Genomic DNA, 17,396 nt, shown 5'->3' with positions numbered 1-17,396 from the left:
CGACGGTCGCGGGCCCCCGGCCCGCTCCACCAGTGTGCGCAGCGGCTCTGACGCGCCGGTGACATGCCTCTGACGGCCCCGGCGCCCTCCCCGTGCACGTGCTCCGCGCGTCAGAGCAGCATCAGTCACCCGTCAGAGCACACCGCGACGATGGCCCACAGGACGCCGTTCGGGCACCACGGCACCGAGCCGTGCGCACCCTTCGGCGCGCCCTGTCCCGTTGTCGCCGACCCAGGGGGCTCCTCCCGGTGTTCGAGGAATCAGAGAGCACAACCAGGCCGTCCCCGCTCGGTGCCGCCCAGCGCGGCATCTGGTACGCACAACGCCTGGACCCGGACAACCCGCTGCACAGCGGTGCCGCGTACCTGGAACTGCGCGGCCCGCTCGACACGAACACCCTGGCCACCGCGATCCACCGGGCGAGCGAGGACACCGACGCCCTCCGCCTGGCCTTCGTCGAGCACACAGGAGCCGGCCTCACGCCGACGCAGGTGGGGGACCGCTCCCCGGCACCCGGCGCGGACGAAGGCCCTCGCCAGTACCTCGACCCCACGCTCCGCCCCGCCCTGTACCGGCCCGACGGCCCGACGGACGAGGCCGCTGCCCTGCGCTGGATGCGGGACGACCTCGCCGCGCCGACGGACCCCCTGACCGGGCCGCTGGCCGCGCAGGCGCTCTTCCAGGTCGAGGACGAGCGCCACCTCTGGTACTACCGCGCTCACCACCTCCTGCTCGACGGTATGGGCCTGTGGCTGTTCCAGCGGCGCGCCGAGGCCGCGCACACCGCGCTGCGCACCGGCGCGCCCGTGCCGGAGAACCCGGCCGCCCCGCTGGCCCGGCTGTGGCAGGAGGAGGAGGCGTACCGCGCATCACCGCGGTACGCAGCCGACCGCGCCCACTGGCAGCGGGCCATGCGCGAACGGCCCGAACCGGCCTCCCTCGCGGGCCCGCCCACCCCCGGCTCCCGCTCCTTCCTGCGCGCCCAGGGCCTCCTGCCCGCGGGCCCGGCCGACGCCCTGGAACTCCTGGCGGCACGGCACGGCAGCGGACGGCCCGCCGCCCTGGTGGCCGCGCTCGCCGCACTGGTGCACCGGGTGAGCGGAGCCACCGACATCGTGCTGGGCCTCGCGGTCCACGCCCGGCTCACCCCCGCCGCCCGCCGCACCCCGGCGATGACCGCCAACGTGGTGCCGCTGCGGCTCACCGTGCGCCCCGGCACCCTCGTCGGTGACCTGGTGGGACAGGCGGCCCGCGTCCTGCGCGACGCCCTGCGCCACCAGCGCTACCCCCGCGAGGACCTGGCCCGCGACCTGGCCGCCGCCGGCGGACGCCGACCACTGCACGGACCGACCCTCAACATCATGCGCGCCCCAGGCGACCGCTTCGACGGGGCTGCAGCACGGCTGCGGTTCCTCTCCAACGGTCCGGTCGAAGACCTCAAGTTCACCTGCTACGACGCCGGTTCCGGCGCCCTGCCGATCGATGTGGACGCCGACCCCGCACGCTACGACCAGGCGACGCTCGACCGGCACCGCGAGCGCTTCACCGACCTGCTGACAACTTTCGCGCAGGACCCAGGCCGCTCACTCGCTCACCTCGACGTACGCACCGCCGCCGAGCGCCGGGCGCACCGCACGGCGTCCTCGCGTAGGGACACCGGACGCCCCGATGGCGGTGACATCACCTCACTGACCGCCGCCGCGCGCGACCCGGAACGCCCGCCCACGACCACCGACATCCTCCCCGACGACTCGCCCCCGCAGCCCGACTCGCTGCCCGCCCTCTTCGCACGCCAAGCCGCGCGCACCCCCACCCGAATCGCGGTCACCGCGGAGGACGGAGAACTCAGCTACGCCGAACTCGACCGCCGAGCCGACAGGTTGGCCCGTCTGCTGCTGGCCCGTGGCGCCGGGCCCGGACGGCTCGTCGCGCTCGCCCTGCCGCGCGGAGCCATCCTGCCGGTGGCGCTGCTCGCGGTACTCAAGACGGGAGCGGGATACCTCCCGCTCGACCCCGGCTACCCGGCCGCCCGCCTCGCCCTGACCTGCGAGGAAGCCCGCCCCGTCCTGCTGGTCACCGATACCGCGACGAGCGCCCCCGGCTACCTGCCCGACGGTCCGCCCCGACTCGTCCTCGACGACCCACGCCACGCGGAGGAGTTGCGGACCGTGGCGGACACACCGCTGAGCGACGCTGAGCGCGGCGGACCGGGCCGCGCCCCGGCCGGGGACGACATCGCGTACGTCATCCACACCTCGGGCTCCACCGGGCGTCCCAAGGGCGTGCTGATCCCGCACCGCAACGTGCTGCGCCTGTTCGAGGCAGCGCGCCCCGTGCTGGGCTTCGGACCCGACGACGTGTGGACCCTGCTGCACTCCTACGCCTTCGACTTCTCCGTCTGGGAGATATGGGGTCCGCTCCTGCACGGCGGCCGACTCGTGGTCGTCCCGCACGACACGGTCCGCACCCCATCCCTGCTGCTGCGCCTGCTGGAGCGCGAGCGGGTCACCGTCCTCAACCAGACTCCCTCCGCGTTCCGGCAGTTGATCCGCACCGACGCCGAACGCCCGTACCCCGGAGCCCGGTTGAGCCTGCGCCGCGTCGTACTGGGCGGCGAGGCGCTCGACCCGGCGATCCTGCGCGACTGGTACGCCCGCCACCGCGACGACAGCCCGCTGATCGTCAACATGTACGGCATCACCGAGACCACGGTCCACGTCACGCACCTGCCGCTGACCGAGCACCTCGCCTCGACCGCCACCGGCAGCCCCATCGGCGAACCGCTGCCCGACCTGCGGCTCCACTTGCTCGACAGCGCCCTGCGCCCCTCGGTCCCCGGCACGAGCGGCGAGCTGTACGTGTCCGGCGCGGGCCTCGCCCACGGATACGCCGGGCGTCCCGCCCTGACCTCGCACCGCTTCGTCGCCGACCCCTTCGGGCCGCCCGGCAGCCGCATGTACCGCACCGGGGACCTGGCGCGGTGGACCGAGGACGGCGGCCTCGCCCACCTGGGGCGCGCCGACGGACAGGTCCAGTTGCGCGGCTTCCGCGTCGAGCCCGCGGAGACGGAGGGGGAGCTGACGCGCCTCCCCTCGGTCGCCGCCGCCGCGTGCGTCGTACGCGGGAGCGGCGACGACCAGCGCCTTGTCGGATACGTCGTGCCCCGCGCCGGGCACGCGCCTGCCCCGGCGGACCTGCGCGCCCACCTCGCACGGCGGCTGCCGCCCCAGTCGGTGCCCGGCGCCTTCGTCGTGCTTGCCGAACTGCCGTTGACCGCGAACGGCAAGCTGGACCGGGACGCCCTGCCCGCACCCACTGCGAGCGGCACCACCCGGGCTCCCTCCGGACGCACCCAGACCCTGCTGTGCGAGCTCTTCGAGAAGGTCCTGGGCACGAGCGCCCCCGTCGGCGCCGACGACGACTTCTTCGCCCTCGGCGGACACTCGCTGCTCGCCACCCGCCTGGTGGGCCGCATCCGCGACACTCTCGGGACGGAACTGGGCGTCGGTGCGGTGTTCGACGCACCTACCCCGTCCGCTCTCGCCGAGCTCGTACGGCAGGACGCCGCGCACGGGCCCACCACGCCCATCACAGATGTGCCCCCGAGCCAGGCTGCCGGACCCGCCGGGACGCCCGTCGGCCCCGTCCCCCCGGACGGCCCCCGTAGGGGTGTCGCGCTGACGAGCGCCCAGCGCCGGATGTGGGCCCTCCACCGGCTTCAGGGCCCCGGTCCCACATACAACCTGCCCTGCGCCCTCACCCTCACCGGCCCGCTCGACGTCCAAGCGCTGCACACGGCCCTGCGCGACCTGGTACGCCGTCACGAGATCCTGCGCACCCGCTATCCCGGCTCCGGACCGGACTCGGTCTCCGACGGCGAACCGGTGCAGGAGATCCAGACCCCCTCGGCGGCCGACAGGCTCGCCCTCGGCCGACAGCACAGCACGGACGCGGACCTGGCGCGGGACCTGACCTCCCTGGCCCGCGCCCCCTTCGCCCTCGACCGTGAACTCCCCCTCCGCGCCACGCTGATGACGCTGCCGCCGTCCGCCGACGGCCGCGCGCGGCACACGCTGCTCCTGGTCCTGCACCACATCGCCGGCGACGGCTGGTCCCTCACTCCGCTGCTCGACGACCTCGCCCACGCCTACGCGGCCCGGCGCACCTTGCGGGAACCGCACTGGCCGTACCCCGCGCCCCGCCAGGCCCTGCACGCCCAGCGCGAGCGTGAGCGGCCCCCCGCGCGGGCGGACCTCGACTTCTGGCGGCGCACCCTGGACGGCGCCCCCGAACAACTGCCGCTGCCCACCGACCGGCTCCGCCCCACCGTCCCCAGCCTGCGCGGCGGCAGCATCCCCCTGAGCATCGACGCCGGACTCCACGCCCTACTGGCCCGCACCGCCCGTGCGTGCCGCGCCTCCGTGTTCATGGTGCTGCACGCAGCGCTCGCCGCGCTCCTGACCGCGAGTGGCGCCGGGACCGACGTCGTCGTCGGCACCCCCACCACCGGCCGCAGGGGAGACGAACTCGACGACGTGGTGGGGTTCTTCGTCAACCCGCTCGCCCTGCGCGTCGACACCGGGGGCACGCCCTCCTTCGCCGAGCTCCTGGACAGGGTCCGCCGCACCGACCTCGCTGCCTACGACCACCAGGACGTGCCCTTCGACCGAGTGGTCGACGCCGCCGCCCCACAGCGCTCCCTCGGACGGCACCCGCTCTTCCAAGTCGTCCTGTCCTTCCAGGACTTCGAACCCACCCTGCGACTGCCCGGCATTGAAGCCACCCCTCACGCCGTGGACCTGGGCGCCGCGAAGTTCGACCTCACCGTGAACCTGGTGGAGCGGCGCGACGAGGACGGCACACCGGCAGGCATCACCGGCGACGTCGAGTACGCCACCGACCTCTTCGACGCCACCACGGCGCGCGCCTTCGGGCAACGCCTGCTCACCCTCCTGCGAGCAGCGGCGGCCGACCCCGAACGCCCCCTCGCGGAGATCGACCTCGCCACCGACGAGGAGAAGCGACTCGCGACCGGCGCCTGGAACCCGCCCGGCACCCCCACGGTGCACCCCCACTTCCCGGCCCTGTTCGCGGCGCTCGCCGCCGCCTCACCCGACGCCCCGGCGCTCGACAGCGGCACGGACCGGTTCACGTACCGACAACTCGATGCCAGGACGAACCAGCTGGCCAGGCTGCTCCTGCGGGACGGCGTGCGGGCCGGGTCCGTCGTCCCGCTCGCCCTCCCACGCTCCACGGAGATGACCCTCGCCTGGCTCGCCGTCCTCAAGACCGGTGCGGCCTGCCTGCCCGTGGACCCCTCCTACCCGGCCGAACGCGTCCGCCTCCTCCTCGCCGCGGCCTCTCCCGGCACCCCTGCCGTCACGGTCTCCGCGCACGCCCCGGACGTGCGGGACGCGCACGCCGTCGTGAACCTGCCCGACTCCCCGCCCGCACCGTCTCCCTCCGACGCTACCCGGGCCATCGTCGTCCTCGACGCCCCCGCCACCCTGCGCACCCTCGACGGCCTCCCCGACACCGCCGTCACCGACTCCGAGCGGGCCCGCCCCATCGACCCCGCCGACCCGGCCTACGTCATCCACACCTCCGGCTCCACCGGCCGCCCCAAAGGGGTCGTGGTCCCGCACACCGGCCTCCCCACACTGGCCTCGGCCCAGGCCGACCGGTTCCGGCTCGCTCCCGAAAGCCGGGTCCTCCAGCTCGCCTCACCCAGCTTCGACGCCTCCGTCATGGAGACCCTCATGGCCCTGGGTACCGGCGCCACCCTGGTGATACCGCCCCCCGGGCCGCTCGCCGGGGAAGAGCTCGCCGACGTCCTCGCCGCCCACCGCGTCACCCACGCCCTCATCCCGCCCACCGCACTCACCGGCGTACCCCCGGAATCCCTGCCGGACCTGCGCACCCTCGTCGTGGGCGGCGAGGCGTGCCCCCCGGCGCTCGCCGCGCAGTGGTCCACCGGCCGCCGCATGGTGAACGCCTACGGCCCCACCGAGACCACCGCGTGCGCCACCACCAGTGCCCCGCTGGAACCCGGGGCGGGCGTACCCATCGGCAGCCCCGTCGCCGGGCTGAGCGTCCAGGTCCTCGACGCCTCGCTGCGCCTCGCCCCCGTGGGCGTACCGGGGGAGCTCTACATCGGCGGGCCCGGTGTCGCGCACGGCTACCTGGGCAGGCCCGCGCTCACCGCGGAGCGCTTCGTCGCCGACCCCTACGGGCCACCCGGCAGCCGGGCCTTCCGCACCGGGGACCGCGCCCGCCGACGCGCCGACGGCACCCTCGAACACCTCGGCCGCGCCGACGACCAGGTCAAGATCCGCGGCTTCCGGGTGGAGCCCGGGGAGATCGCCGCCGTACTCGGCAACCACCCCGACGTCCGCCGGTGCGCTGTCGTCGACCGGGAGGACCGCCCCGGCGACCGCAAGCTGGTCGCCTATGTCGTCCCCGACGAGGGCCGCGACGTACACGCGTCCGCACTGCGCCAGCACGTCCGGGCGATCCTGCCCGCGCACATGGTGCCCGCGGCGTTCGTCGCCCTCGACGCGCTGCCCGTCACCCCCCAGGGAAAGCTCGACCGCACGGCGCTGCCCGCACCCGACCTCACCCCCGCCCCGGCCGCGAGGGCCGCCCGCCCCGGCGCCGAGACGGCCGTGTGCGCGGGCTTCGCCGACATCCTGGGCCTGTCCGGGGCCGGTCCCGACGACGACTTCTTCGCCCTCGGCGGCGACAGCGTCCTCGCCATCCAACTCGTCAGCCGCCTGCGGGCCAAGGGCCTCACCCTGACCACCCGCCACGTCTTCGAACACCGCACGCCCGGCGCCCTCGCCGAACGTGCCCGCACGACCGCCCCCACCGCGCCCGCGCCCGGCCCCGCACGTGACGTGACGGACCCCTTCGCCGCACCCCCCATGGCCCACTGGCTGCGCGCCAAGGGCGACAGCGCACGCTCCTTCAGCCAGACCATGGTCGTCACGACGCCGCCGTCCCCCGACGGCACGCACCCGCGCCTGGCCCTCCAGTACGTCATCGACAGCCACGAGGCCCTGCGCACCACCCTGCTGTCCGGCGCCCCCGACGACTCCGCCGCCCAGCGGCTGCGGCTGCGCGCGCGACCCCCCGGCGCCCTCGACGCTTCGGACTGCATGGAACGGATCGCTCCGCCGGGCGCCGAGGAGGCCGACCTCACGCAGGCCCTCGACCGTGCCCGCGCCGCCCTCGACCCCGAGCGCGGCCACATGGTGCGCGCCGTATGGGCCGACGCGGGACAGGACCAGGGGCGCCTCGCCCTGGTTATCCATCACCTTGCCGTCGACGCCGTCTCGTGGGGCGTCCTCCTGCCCGACCTGCGACGCGCCTGGGAAGCCGCCGCCGCGGACCGGCCACTGGCCCCGCCACCGCCACGCGCCGCCTACGCGCACTGGGCCGCCGCCCTCGCCGAACAGGCCCACACCCCCGTACGCGTCCGGGAACTCCCCACCTGGACTGCCACCCTGGGCGCCCCCCACCTGCGCCTCACCGACCGCCCCCTGCTCCCCGCCCGCGACACCCACGCCACCCTGCGCCACCACACCGTCGACCTGCCCGCCACCACCACCCACGCTCTGCTCACCCGCGTCCCGGTGGCCTTCCACTGCCGCGTCCTTGAACCCCTCCTGACGGCGTTCGGGCTCGCGCTCACCGACTGGGCCCGCGCTCGCGGCCACGACCCCGCGGACGTCCTCCTCGACATGGAGGGGCACGGACGCGACAGCGCCGACCCCGCGCACCCGCTGGACTCGGCGGTCGGCTGGTTCACCGCCCTGCACCCCCTCAGGCTGCCCCTGGCCGAACTCACCGGAGCCGCCCTCACCGAGGCGCTTGCCGGGGGACCCGCCCTGGGCGACGTCGTCAAACGCGTCAAGGAAGCACTGCGTGCCGTCCCCGGCGACGGCACGGGCTACGGGCTGCTGCGCCACCTCAACGACCGCACCGCCCCGGTCCTCGCGGACCTGCCCGCCCCGCCCTTCGGCTTCAACTACCTCGGGCGCTTCCGCCACGACGACACACCGTTCAGCGCGGCCCCCGGGACCGGCGCCCTCGCCGGAGCCGGGGCCGCGCCCGGCTTTCCCGCCGCCCACGCCCTGGAACTGAACGCCGTCACCCTCGACGCACCGGACGGACCGCGCCTGCGGGCCGTGTGGAGCTGGCCCGCCGCCCTCCTCGACACCCCCGACGTCGTCTGCCTGGGGGAGGGGTGGACCCGGACGCTGACCGCGCTCGTCACCCACGCCGACACCCCCGACGCGGGCGGCTGGACTCCCTCCGACCTTCCCCTGGTCGACCTCGAACAGAGCGACATCGACGCACTGGAGGCGGCCTGGCGTGGGCGCTGACCCCTTTCGAAGGGCGCGCCCGCCGCCCCGAACCGCGCCGGGGGAGCGGGACCGTCAGATCACCGTCAGCCCGTCGTCATGACCCCCTCCTACAGTCCGACACAACCATCCGGAGCACCCGTTGAGTGCCCCACCCAGTAAGGGAATTGGAGACCGGCATGGCCCTGCACGAAGTTGCCGAGAAACACCTTCAGGACGGCATCACCGCCGGCGGTCCGGCCCCCGACCTCGCCGCTGCCGCCGCCCTGTTCGAGATGGGCGACCGCCTCGGTGTCCTCGCCCACCTCGACGCCGACCACCCCCTCGACACCGCCCGCACGGCCGCCGCCGTGGACCTCCCCGAAGCCGCCCTGGTGCGCTACCTCGACGCCCTGGAGTCCGCCGGACTCGCCGTCCGCGAGAGCGACAACCGCTACCGGGCCTGCCCGGACTTCGACACCCTGCGCCACCAGGCCGGCTTCATCTCCTGGACGATGAACGCCAACCGGCCCTTCATCGAGCACGCCCGAGAGTTCTTCACCGACTGGGAGAGCGCCGCCCGCACTCACCTGCGGGACTTCCGCGAAGTCGCCGTCAGCTCGCAGTGGATGGGCTCGCACGCCTTCTACCCCGCGGCGCTCGACACCATCATCGACGCCAAGCCCGGCAAGGTCGTCGACCTCGGCGCGGGCACCTGCCGCCTGCTCATCGAAGTCCTCGGCGCGGTCCCCGGCTCAACCGGCATCGGCCTCGACTTCGCCGCCGACGCCTGCCGTGCCGCCGAGAAGGCCGTCGAGGACGCGGGCCTCGCCAACCGGCTGACCGTCGTGGAACGCACCATCCAGTCCGTCGCCACCGACCCGGGCATCATCGAGGGCGCCAACGTCATCCACGCGGGATTCGTCTTCCACGACATGCTCCCCGATGAGGAGGAGACCTGCGACAAGGTCCTCGCCAACTGCCGGGACTCCCTCGCGCCCGGCGGCTTCCTCGCCATCACCGACGCCGTGCCGTTCCTGCGCAACCCCCGCGAACGCCGCTTCAGCGCCGCCGTCTCGTACTACCACGCGGAGTTCATGCACCGCAGGCTGCTCAGTGAGGAGGAGTGGCTCGACAAACTCCGCGGCGCGGGCTTCTCGGACGTACGGGCCGTCACGCTCGCCTTCCCGACCGGTCGGCTCTTCCTCGCCCACCGCTGAGACCTCATCCCAGGACGGATGTCCCCGTGCCCCACCACCACACCCTCGCCGGAACGCCCGGAACAGTCACCCGGGACGGGGCCACCACTCACCCGGCCCTCACCCTGCGCCCCGGCGCCGCGTCCGCCAGGCGGCCTGTTCCGCAGACCCCGCCCCCGTTCGGCGAGGTCTTCACCGACCACATGGTCAGTGCGTTCTGGAACGCCGACGAGGGCTGGCACGGGGCGATCCTGGAACCGTACGGTCCGCTGGCGGTGAGCCCGTCCACGGTGGCGCTGCACTACGGCCAGAGCGTCTTTGAAGGGTTCAAGGCATACCGGCGCGCACCCGACCGCGCGGCCCTGTTCCGCCCCTGGGAACACGCCCGCAGAATGGCCGACTCGGCGCGCCGGATGGCGATGCCGCCGCTGCCGCCCGAGCTGTTCGTGGCCGCGGCGCAGGCGCTGGTACGGCAGGACATGGACTGGGTCCCCGAGGGCGACGACCAGGCCCTCTACCTGCGGCCGGTCGCCTTCGCCACGGACTCCCACCTGGCCCTGCGGCCGGGCCTCAGCTACCGCTTCGTGCTGATGGCGTTCCCCACCGGGAACTTCTTCGGGGCAGCGCGGTCGGCCGTCACGGTCGCGGTCTGCGAGGACTTCGTACGGGCGGTGCCCGGCGGCACCGGTGCGGCGAAGTGCGGCGGCAACTACGCGGGCGCCTACCTCGCACAGGAGGAGGCCACCCGGCGCGGCGCCGACCAGGTGGTGTGGCTGGACGCCGCGGAACGCCGCTGGGTGGAGGAGCTGGGCGGGATGAACCTCTTCTTCGTCCACGGCACGGGGGACCGGGCCGAACTGGTGACCCCGCCCCTCACCGGCACGATCCTGCCAGGCGTCACGCGCGACAGCCTGATCCGTCTGGCCCGGGACCGGGGGCTCACGGTCCGTGAGTCCCCGGTGTCGGTCGAGGAGTGGAGGGACAGCTGCGCGAGCGGGCGCATCACCGAGGTGTTCGCCTGCGGCACCGCGGCCCGGGTGACGGCGGTCGGCCGAGTCCTGGCCGGTGACGGGGAGTGGACGGTGGGCGACGGCTCCACGGGACCCGTCGCCACCACGCTCGCCGACGCCCTGTCCGCCGTCCACCGGGGCACCGCGCCGGACCCGCACCACTGGTGCCACCTCGTGACGCGCTGACCGCGCACCGCACCCGGCCGCCGGCAGGGCCCGCTCCAGCGTGCGCCAATTGGCGCACGCTGGAGCGCGGTTGACCGCGTCCGCCCCTCTGTGGAAGGCTTGAGACATGATCTACTGATTCTGCGGGCGCTGCCCCTCCAACACGACGGCCCTTCCCGTGTCGGCTTCCGGTCGACGCGTAGCGCCGTCGCATTCCCGTTCCTCACGGTTCCGTCACCTCACGGTACGGACCGTTCGCGTACGCCCCATTCCCGACTCCTGTCGGCGGCGTACGCGTTCCTCGCCCTGCGGTGCACTGTCCTCGGACGCCGCGCGGGGAAGCAGGCACGGGCGGACAGGCAGCTTCGGTCACTTGCGCAAGCATCGCAACCGATCAGACCACCCGCTCAGGAGATTACCCATGTCAACCGACCGAAGTGCCACCGAGAGCACCGCACAGACCGAGCGCGACCCGCGCCGCTGGTGGATCCTCGCCGTGCTCTGCTCGTCCCTCTTCGTGATCGTCCTCGACAACACGATCCTCAACGTCGCCATCCCCTCCATCACCGAGCAGCTCGGCGCGAGCACCGCCCAGATCCAGTGGACGATCAACGCCTACACCCTGGTCCTGTCCGGGCTGCTGATCACCGCCGGAGGGCTCTCCGACCGCCTCGGCCGCAAACGCGCCCTGCTGCTGGGCCTCGCCGTGTTCGGCGCGGGCTCCCTGCTGGGCGCCATGGCCGGGACACCCGAGGTCCTCATCGCGGCCCGCGCGGTGATGGGCGTCGGCGCCGCGTTCCTGATGCCGGGCACCCTCGCCGTGCTCGTCCGCACCTTCGACGACGACGAACGTCCTCGGGCGATCGGCATCTGGGCCGCCGTATCCTCCGTCGGCATGGCCCTCGGGCCCGTCTTCGGAGGCTTCCTCCTGGACCACTTCTGGTGGGGCTCGACCTTCCTGATCAACGTGCCCGTCGTGATCGTCGGACTCATCGCCATGGGCGCCCTGTTGCGCGAGTCCAAGGACCCGAGCGGAGCCCGTCCCGACGTGCTGGGCGCCCTGCTGTCCACGGTCTCCGTCGTCGCCCTGGTCTGGGCCGTGATCTCGGTGCCGCGCGACGGATGGCTGGACCCGCGCACCCTTGGTACCGGCCTCGTCGGCGCGACCGGCGTGATCGTCTTCGTGTGGTGGGAGAAGCGCACCGCCGACCCGATGCTCGACATGTCGATGTTCTCCAACCCCAAGTTCCGGGGCGCGGTCCTCGGTGGCATCCTCACCGCGTTCGGCATGGCCGGCTCCCTGTTCCTGCTGACCCAGGACCTGCAGTTCCTGCGCGGCTACAACCCCCTGGAAGCGGGAGCGCAGCTCACCCCCATGGCGATCGGCGTCCTGATCAGCAGCATCATGATCAGCCCGCGGGTGCTCAAGGCGTTCGGCGTCGGCAAGGGCGTGGCGATCGGCGTCAGCGGGTCAGCCGCCGGACTGCTGACCGTGGCTCTCGCGCCGGACAGCGGAGGCTACCTCGTCCTCATGGCGGGCCTGCTCCTGCTGGGCATGGGCGCGGGCGTTTCCGGCCCCCTGGTGGCCAACGCACTGATGAGCTCCATCCCTCGCGAGAGGGCCAGCACCGGTTCCGGCGTCAACAACACCCTCCAGGAGCTCGGCAGTGGCCTCGGCGTCGGAGTCCTCGGCGCCGTGCTCGCCGCGGGCTTCTCCCAGGCACTGCCCGGCAGCCTGGGCGAGGGGGCCGGGCAGTCCTACCCGCAGGCGGTCGCCGCGGCGCACGGCTCGGACCGACTCCTCGCCGACGTACGCGACTCCTTCGCCCAGGCCCTGACCCTGAGCCAGGTGATCGGCGCGGCGGCGGTCCTGATGGGCGGCTGGTTCGCGGGCCTGCTGCTGCTGCGCGCCGAACGCGAGCAGAAGCAGGCCGCAGCCGCGGCCGAGGCACAGTCCCCGGCACAAGCCGCAGGCGGACAGACCGCCTGAGGCGCACGCCCCGAGCGACACACCAAGAGCGGCCCCGTCGGGCGCCGCTCTTGGTGTGTCGAGGGACGGTGCCTGTCGCTCAGGAGACGGCCGCGCCCGCCCCAGCGCTCAAGGGGCCGGCGGGAAGTCCGCCCGAAGGGGCGGCTCCAGGGGCCCGCGATGCCCGTAGCCGGGAGCCGGGCGCGCAGGATTGCGCCGCTCGACGGCATGGATCGTGTCGTCCAGACGGCTGGAGAGACGACGGACCGTCGTCATCAACGCCTGCTGCTGAGCCGTCAGCCTCGCCACCACGGAGCGAAGCTGCCTGACCTCGTCGTCCAGCGGCGCAGCCCACGCGCCGTCCGCCTGAGCTCCGCCGGGTACCGGCACCGGACGCTGCGCCGTGCCGGTACCCGGCCGCCGTATGCCCGAAGGGACGGGGACCGCGGCCGACGACGCACCGGGCGGGGGAGAGGCCGTGCGACGCCCCCACACAATGATCTGCTGCGCCCGGTCGGTGTCGGCGGTGACCTCGGTGAAGGGATCGAGCAGTTCGGGAGCGTGCGACAATATCTGCTGCATCCGCTTGTTGAGCGCGGGCACCGGCGCGATTCCCAACTCATCGGCGAGATGACGGCGGGCACGCTCGTACACCCCCAGCGCCTGCGCCTGACGGCCCGACCGGTACAGCGCCACCATCAACTGGTCGTAGAAGCGTTCCCGCAACGGGTGCGAGACGGTCAACTCCTCCAGCTCCGCGATGATGTTATCGTGCATGCGCGCCCGCAACGAGACGTCGTACAGCAACTCCAGCGCACTGAAACGGCTCTCCTCCAACACCGCGGCGCCCGCCAAGCAGATCGGCCCCCGGCTGCCCTGCAACGCCGGACCGCGCCATAATCGCAGCGCGCCGCGCAAGGTCTTCTCCGCGACGTCCGGCCCCCTGTCCGCGGTACGACGGGCACGGTCGACCATCTGCGTGAACAACTCGCTGTCTATCTGGTTGGGTTCGGCCCGCAGTGCATAGCCCGACTCACGGGTGATCAGCCGCTGCTGGGTCCCGCCGCTGTCCCGCTCCACCCGGTCGATCAGTCGTCGAAGCCGGTAGACCTGGGCCTGGAGGGCATTGGCGGACCGGTTGGGGCTGCGCTCGCCCCAGACTTCGTCGCACAGTTTCTCGGCCGACACGCTCGAACCGTACTTGACGATCAGCGCACCCATCAGAGTCCGCTGCTTGCTGCTGTTGAGTGCCGCTCTGCGGTGATTGACGTTGTCGTACAGCTCGGTCGGACCTAGAACTCTGAACTTCACTACTTACCCCAATGCCTGTCGAGAGGATGAAGCAGATCGACGCGCTGTTCGTCAGAGGTGCACGGGAGTGGTCCGTGTCGGGGGCATTCGCCGGACAGTGCGGCCGCCTACGCGCCGGGACCCTAGACGCCCTAACCGCGACGGACGGCGACAAACGTCTGCGCAGGCCAAGGTAACCCCAACTCCGAATCAAAATAAGGCAATTGACGGGAATACGAGGTGCCCGTTCGTCAGTACGTCAGCGCCGTGCCAGCGCGGCCACCGGCCGTCCTTTACAAGGCCACGCCAGACGGGAAGACTTTGCAGGACCGCCCGCGTCGTCCCGCCGACCCGGGCACTCCACCAAGGAGGTCCCGGCGTGAGCACATGGGACGCCGACGTGGCCGTCGTCGGGCTCGGCGCCTGGGGCTCCAACGCGCTCTGGCAGCTCGCAGCCCGAGACATCGACGCCATCGGCATGGAACAGTTCACCCCCGGCCATCCCTGGGGCTCCTCGCACGGCGGGTCGCGCATGTTCCGCATCACCTGCCTCGAACACCCCGGCCTGGTCCCGCTGGCCCGGCGCTCGCTGGAACTGTGGCACGCGCTCAGCGATGCGTCCGGCGAGGAACTGTTCGACAACCGGGGCGGTCTGCTGATCGGCCCCGAGAACGGCCGTGTCGTCGGCGGCACCCTGCGCGCCGCAGCCCAGCACGACATCCCCGTGCAACGGCTCACCCGCGACGAACTCGCCGCACACCACCCGCTGCACGCCGCCCTGGGCCCCGACGACATCGGCGTCTGGGAGCCGTCCGCGGGTATCCTGCGCCCAGAAGCCGCCGTACGCGCCGCGACCGCCCGCGCGCAGGACGCCGGAGCACAGGTCCTCACCGGCACCCGCGTCCACGAGGTACGCCCGCTACCGGGCGGCGTCGAACTGATCACCGGCTCCCGCACCCTGCGGGTCCGCCAAGCCGTGCTGACCGTCGGCTCCTGGCTCGGCGTGCACGTGCCCCAGCTGGCCCTCACCACCCTGCGCATGCCCCTCACCTGGTTCCGCCCGCGTACCCCGGACAAGCGCTTCGCGATCGATGAGTTCCCCGTCTTCATGCGCGAGCTGCCTGGCGGCGAGGTCCTGTGGGGCAACGGCAGCGAAGGCCCCCACGACGTCAAGCTCGGCCTGGAGATCCACGGCCGCACCCCGAGGCCCCTGAACCCCGACACCGACGACCGGGCCACCGTCCAGGAGGACTGGTCCGACCTCGCCGCCGTGCTGGAGACCCGGCTGCCCGGCCTGGAGCCCGCCCCGGCGAAGGTCTCCGTGTGCATGCTCACCCGCACCCGCGACGGGCAGTTCGTCCTCGGCAGGCCGGACGGCGACCCCCGCCTCGTCCTCGCCGGAGGCTGCAACGCCCACGGATTCAAGCACGCCACCGGTATAGGCGAGGCACTGGCCGACCTGGTCACGGGCACCCCCACCCGGATGCCACTGGACTTCACCGACCCGAACCGCGCCAGCCTGGCCTGAAGGAGCCCGCCCCTGTCGCAGCCACCGCACCTTCCGGCCGGAGACGCCCGCCAAGCAGCCCCGTCGCATACTCCCCGGCCCCGATCGTGAGAAGACTGGGTACATGACGTTCGACCCCACGACCTCCTCCACCGCCGACATCCTCGCGGGCAGCCCCGAGGCCTCCCACGTGGCCGCCGAACGCGTCTCGGTGACCCTGGGCGACAGACCTGTCCTGCGGGACATCTCCCTGTCCGTCGGAGCGGGTGAACGCGTCGGACTCATCGGGGAGAACGGCCTCGGCAAATCCACCCTGCTGCGAGTTCTCGGCCGCGACCTGACCCCCGACCGAGGCGACGTCGTACGCGCGGTCACCGGCCGCGTCGGATTCCTCCCGCAAGAACCCGCCTTCCCCGCAGGGTGGCAGCTCAGCGACGTACTGGACCGCGCCTTCACCGAACTCGACGAGGTTGCCGCCGAGCTGTGCGACCTCGAAACATGCATGGCCGAAGCCGAAGGCACCGCGCTGGAAGACCTCCTGGCCAGATATGGCCGTGCCCAGGACGCGTTCGAGGACCGTGGCGGCTGGCAACGTGACGCCAGGGCCGGCGAAGTCCTCGAGGTGTTCGGTCTGGGCGCTGTCGCACGGGAGCGCCCGGTCAGCCGCCTCTCCAGCGGCCAGCGCGCACGCCTGGCACTCGCCGAACTGACCCTCGCCACTCCTTCCGCACTCATCCTCGACGAGCCCACCAACCACCTCGACGACCGTGCCACCGGCTGGCTCCTGCACTGGCTCTCCCACTACCGGGGACCCTGTGTGATCGCCTCCCACGACCGGGCGCTTCTCTCGGCCTCGGTCACCTCCATCGCCGACCTCGACGGGCCCCGCGCGACACTGGTACGCCACGGCGGCGACTACCGCGACTACCTCACCGAACAACGGGCCGCCCGCACCCGCTGGGAAGCCGAATACACCCGGTGGCAGGCCGAACTCACCCGAGTACGCCGGCGCATCGCCCGGTCGGACGAGGCGGGCGGACACGGCCAGGAGATGCGCGACCGCAACAAGATGGCGTTCGACATGGCAGGCGCGGGCGCGCAAGCCGCCGTGGCCAGAGCAGCCCGAGCAGCCCGCCTCGACCTGCGCCGCCTGCTCGACGAACCGGTCCCGCGCCCGCCGCAGCCCCTCCACTTCAGCACCGAGGCCCGAGCCACGCCCCACGACACCGGCGAAGCCGGCAGGAGCGAGGTACGCCTCCTGCGCGCCCAAGGCATCGTTGTCAAACATGTCCTGCACGGCATCGACCTGGAACTACGCCCCCGCGACCTGGTGGTCGTCGTCGGAGCGAACGGGTGCGGCAAGTCGACCCTGATGAAGGTGCTGGCAGGAGCCCAACGACCGGACGCCGGTTCCATCACCGCCCGCGCGGGCCTGCGTATCGGCTACCTTCCCCAGGAGACCAACTACGCTGGCGCACACAGGCCCCTCCTGGAGGTGTACGCGGAACTCCGCGCCCTCGACCAGGAGAGCGCCGAAGAAGAACTGGGCCGCTTCGGCCTTTTCCGCCGAGCGGACCTGTCCGTCCCGGTCGAACGACTCTCCACCGGACAACGCCGCCGCCTGGCCGTGGCCGAACTCTTCGCGGGCAGCCCGGAACTGCTCCTACTGGACGAGCCGACGAACCACCTCAGCCTGCCGCTTGTCGAACAACTCCAGGAAGCGGTGGAGTCGTTCCCGGGCCCAGTGGTGATGATCACCCACGACCGCACGCTGCGCCACCGATACGCGGACAAGGTAAGGGAGCTGGCCGAGGGATACCTGAGCCGCCCGTGGCAGAGCTGAGGAAGCCCCGGGCACAACAACGGCCGCGGGCCGTGTCCGAGGCGACGTAGAGTAAGCAGGCTGTTGCT

7 protein-coding genes are annotated in these 17,396 nt (G+C 72.9%); 6 read left to right on the top strand and 1 reads right to left on the bottom strand.

Annotation, left to right across the window (positions count from 1 at the left end; genetic code table 11):
* Nucleotides 1–248 precede the first annotated feature (248 nt).
* From A6A29_RS15575 to A6A29_RS15560, 4 genes are all read left to right on the top strand, one after another.
* Nucleotides 249–8,387: a non-ribosomal peptide synthetase gene (locus A6A29_RS15575; RefSeq protein WP_073720675.1), complete on the top strand. Its 8,139-nt coding sequence runs from the start codon at nt 249–251 to the stop codon at nt 8,385–8,387.
* 158 nt (nt 8,388–8,545) lie between these two features.
* Nucleotides 8,546–9,565, top strand: a complete 1,020-nt coding sequence (locus tag A6A29_RS15570) for a class I SAM-dependent methyltransferase (RefSeq protein ID WP_073720674.1) — start codon at nt 8,546–8,548, stop codon at nt 9,563–9,565.
* A gap of 26 nt (nt 9,566–9,591) precedes the next feature.
* Entirely contained in the window at nt 9,592–10,740 is a 1,149-nt protein-coding gene (locus tag A6A29_RS15565) for a branched-chain amino acid aminotransferase (RefSeq protein ID WP_079182772.1), read from the top strand.
* Nucleotides 10,741–11,140: 400 nt separating this feature from the next.
* Complete coding sequence (locus A6A29_RS15560; protein WP_073720673.1) at nt 11,141–12,709, top strand: MFS transporter; 1,569 nt, start codon at nt 11,141–11,143, stop codon at nt 12,707–12,709.
* Nucleotides 12,710–12,817: 108 nt separating this feature from the next.
* Here the strand turns inward: A6A29_RS15560 and A6A29_RS15555 are convergent, their stop codons facing one another.
* On the bottom strand, nt 12,818–13,999 hold the full coding sequence (locus A6A29_RS15555) for an AfsR/SARP family transcriptional regulator (RefSeq protein ID WP_274535805.1): 1,182 nt from the start codon (nt 13,997–13,999) through the stop codon (nt 12,818–12,820).
* A 358-nt stretch (nt 14,000–14,357) separates the two neighbouring features.
* On the opposite strand from A6A29_RS15555, the gene solA reads away from it, so the two are divergent.
* Together solA and A6A29_RS15545 are read left to right on the top strand one after the other, a co-directional pair.
* Nucleotides 14,358–15,506, top strand: a complete 1,149-nt coding sequence (gene solA / locus A6A29_RS15550) for an N-methyl-L-tryptophan oxidase (protein ID WP_073720671.1) — start codon at nt 14,358–14,360, stop codon at nt 15,504–15,506.
* Between the two features lie 103 nt (nt 15,507–15,609).
* Nucleotides 15,610–17,328 carry an ABC-F family ATP-binding cassette domain-containing protein gene (locus tag A6A29_RS15545; RefSeq protein WP_079182771.1) on the top strand — a complete coding sequence of 573 codons (1,719 nt, stop codon included), beginning with the start codon at nt 15,610–15,612 and terminating at the stop codon, nt 17,326–17,328.
* Nucleotides 17,329–17,396: the final 68 nt, after the last annotated feature.

The sequence above is a fragment of the Streptomyces sp. TSRI0281 genome, from assembly GCF_001905125.1.
GTDB lineage: Bacteria > Actinomycetota > Actinomycetes > Streptomycetales > Streptomycetaceae > Streptomyces.
The sequence above is the reverse complement of the archived record's forward strand: the minus strand, read 5'-3'. Positions and strand labels throughout refer to the sequence as shown.

Coding starts and splice junctions, on each gene's coding strand:
- A6A29_RS15570 (WP_073720674.1), top strand. CDS start 8,546: ATGGCCCTGCACGAAGTTGCCGAGAAACACCTTCAGGACGGCATCACC.
- A6A29_RS15560 (WP_073720673.1), top strand. CDS start 11,141: ATGTCAACCGACCGAAGTGCCACCGAGAGCACCGCACAGACCGAGCGC.
- A6A29_RS15545 (WP_079182771.1), top strand. CDS start 15,610: ATGACGTTCGACCCCACGACCTCCTCCACCGCCGACATCCTCGCGGGC.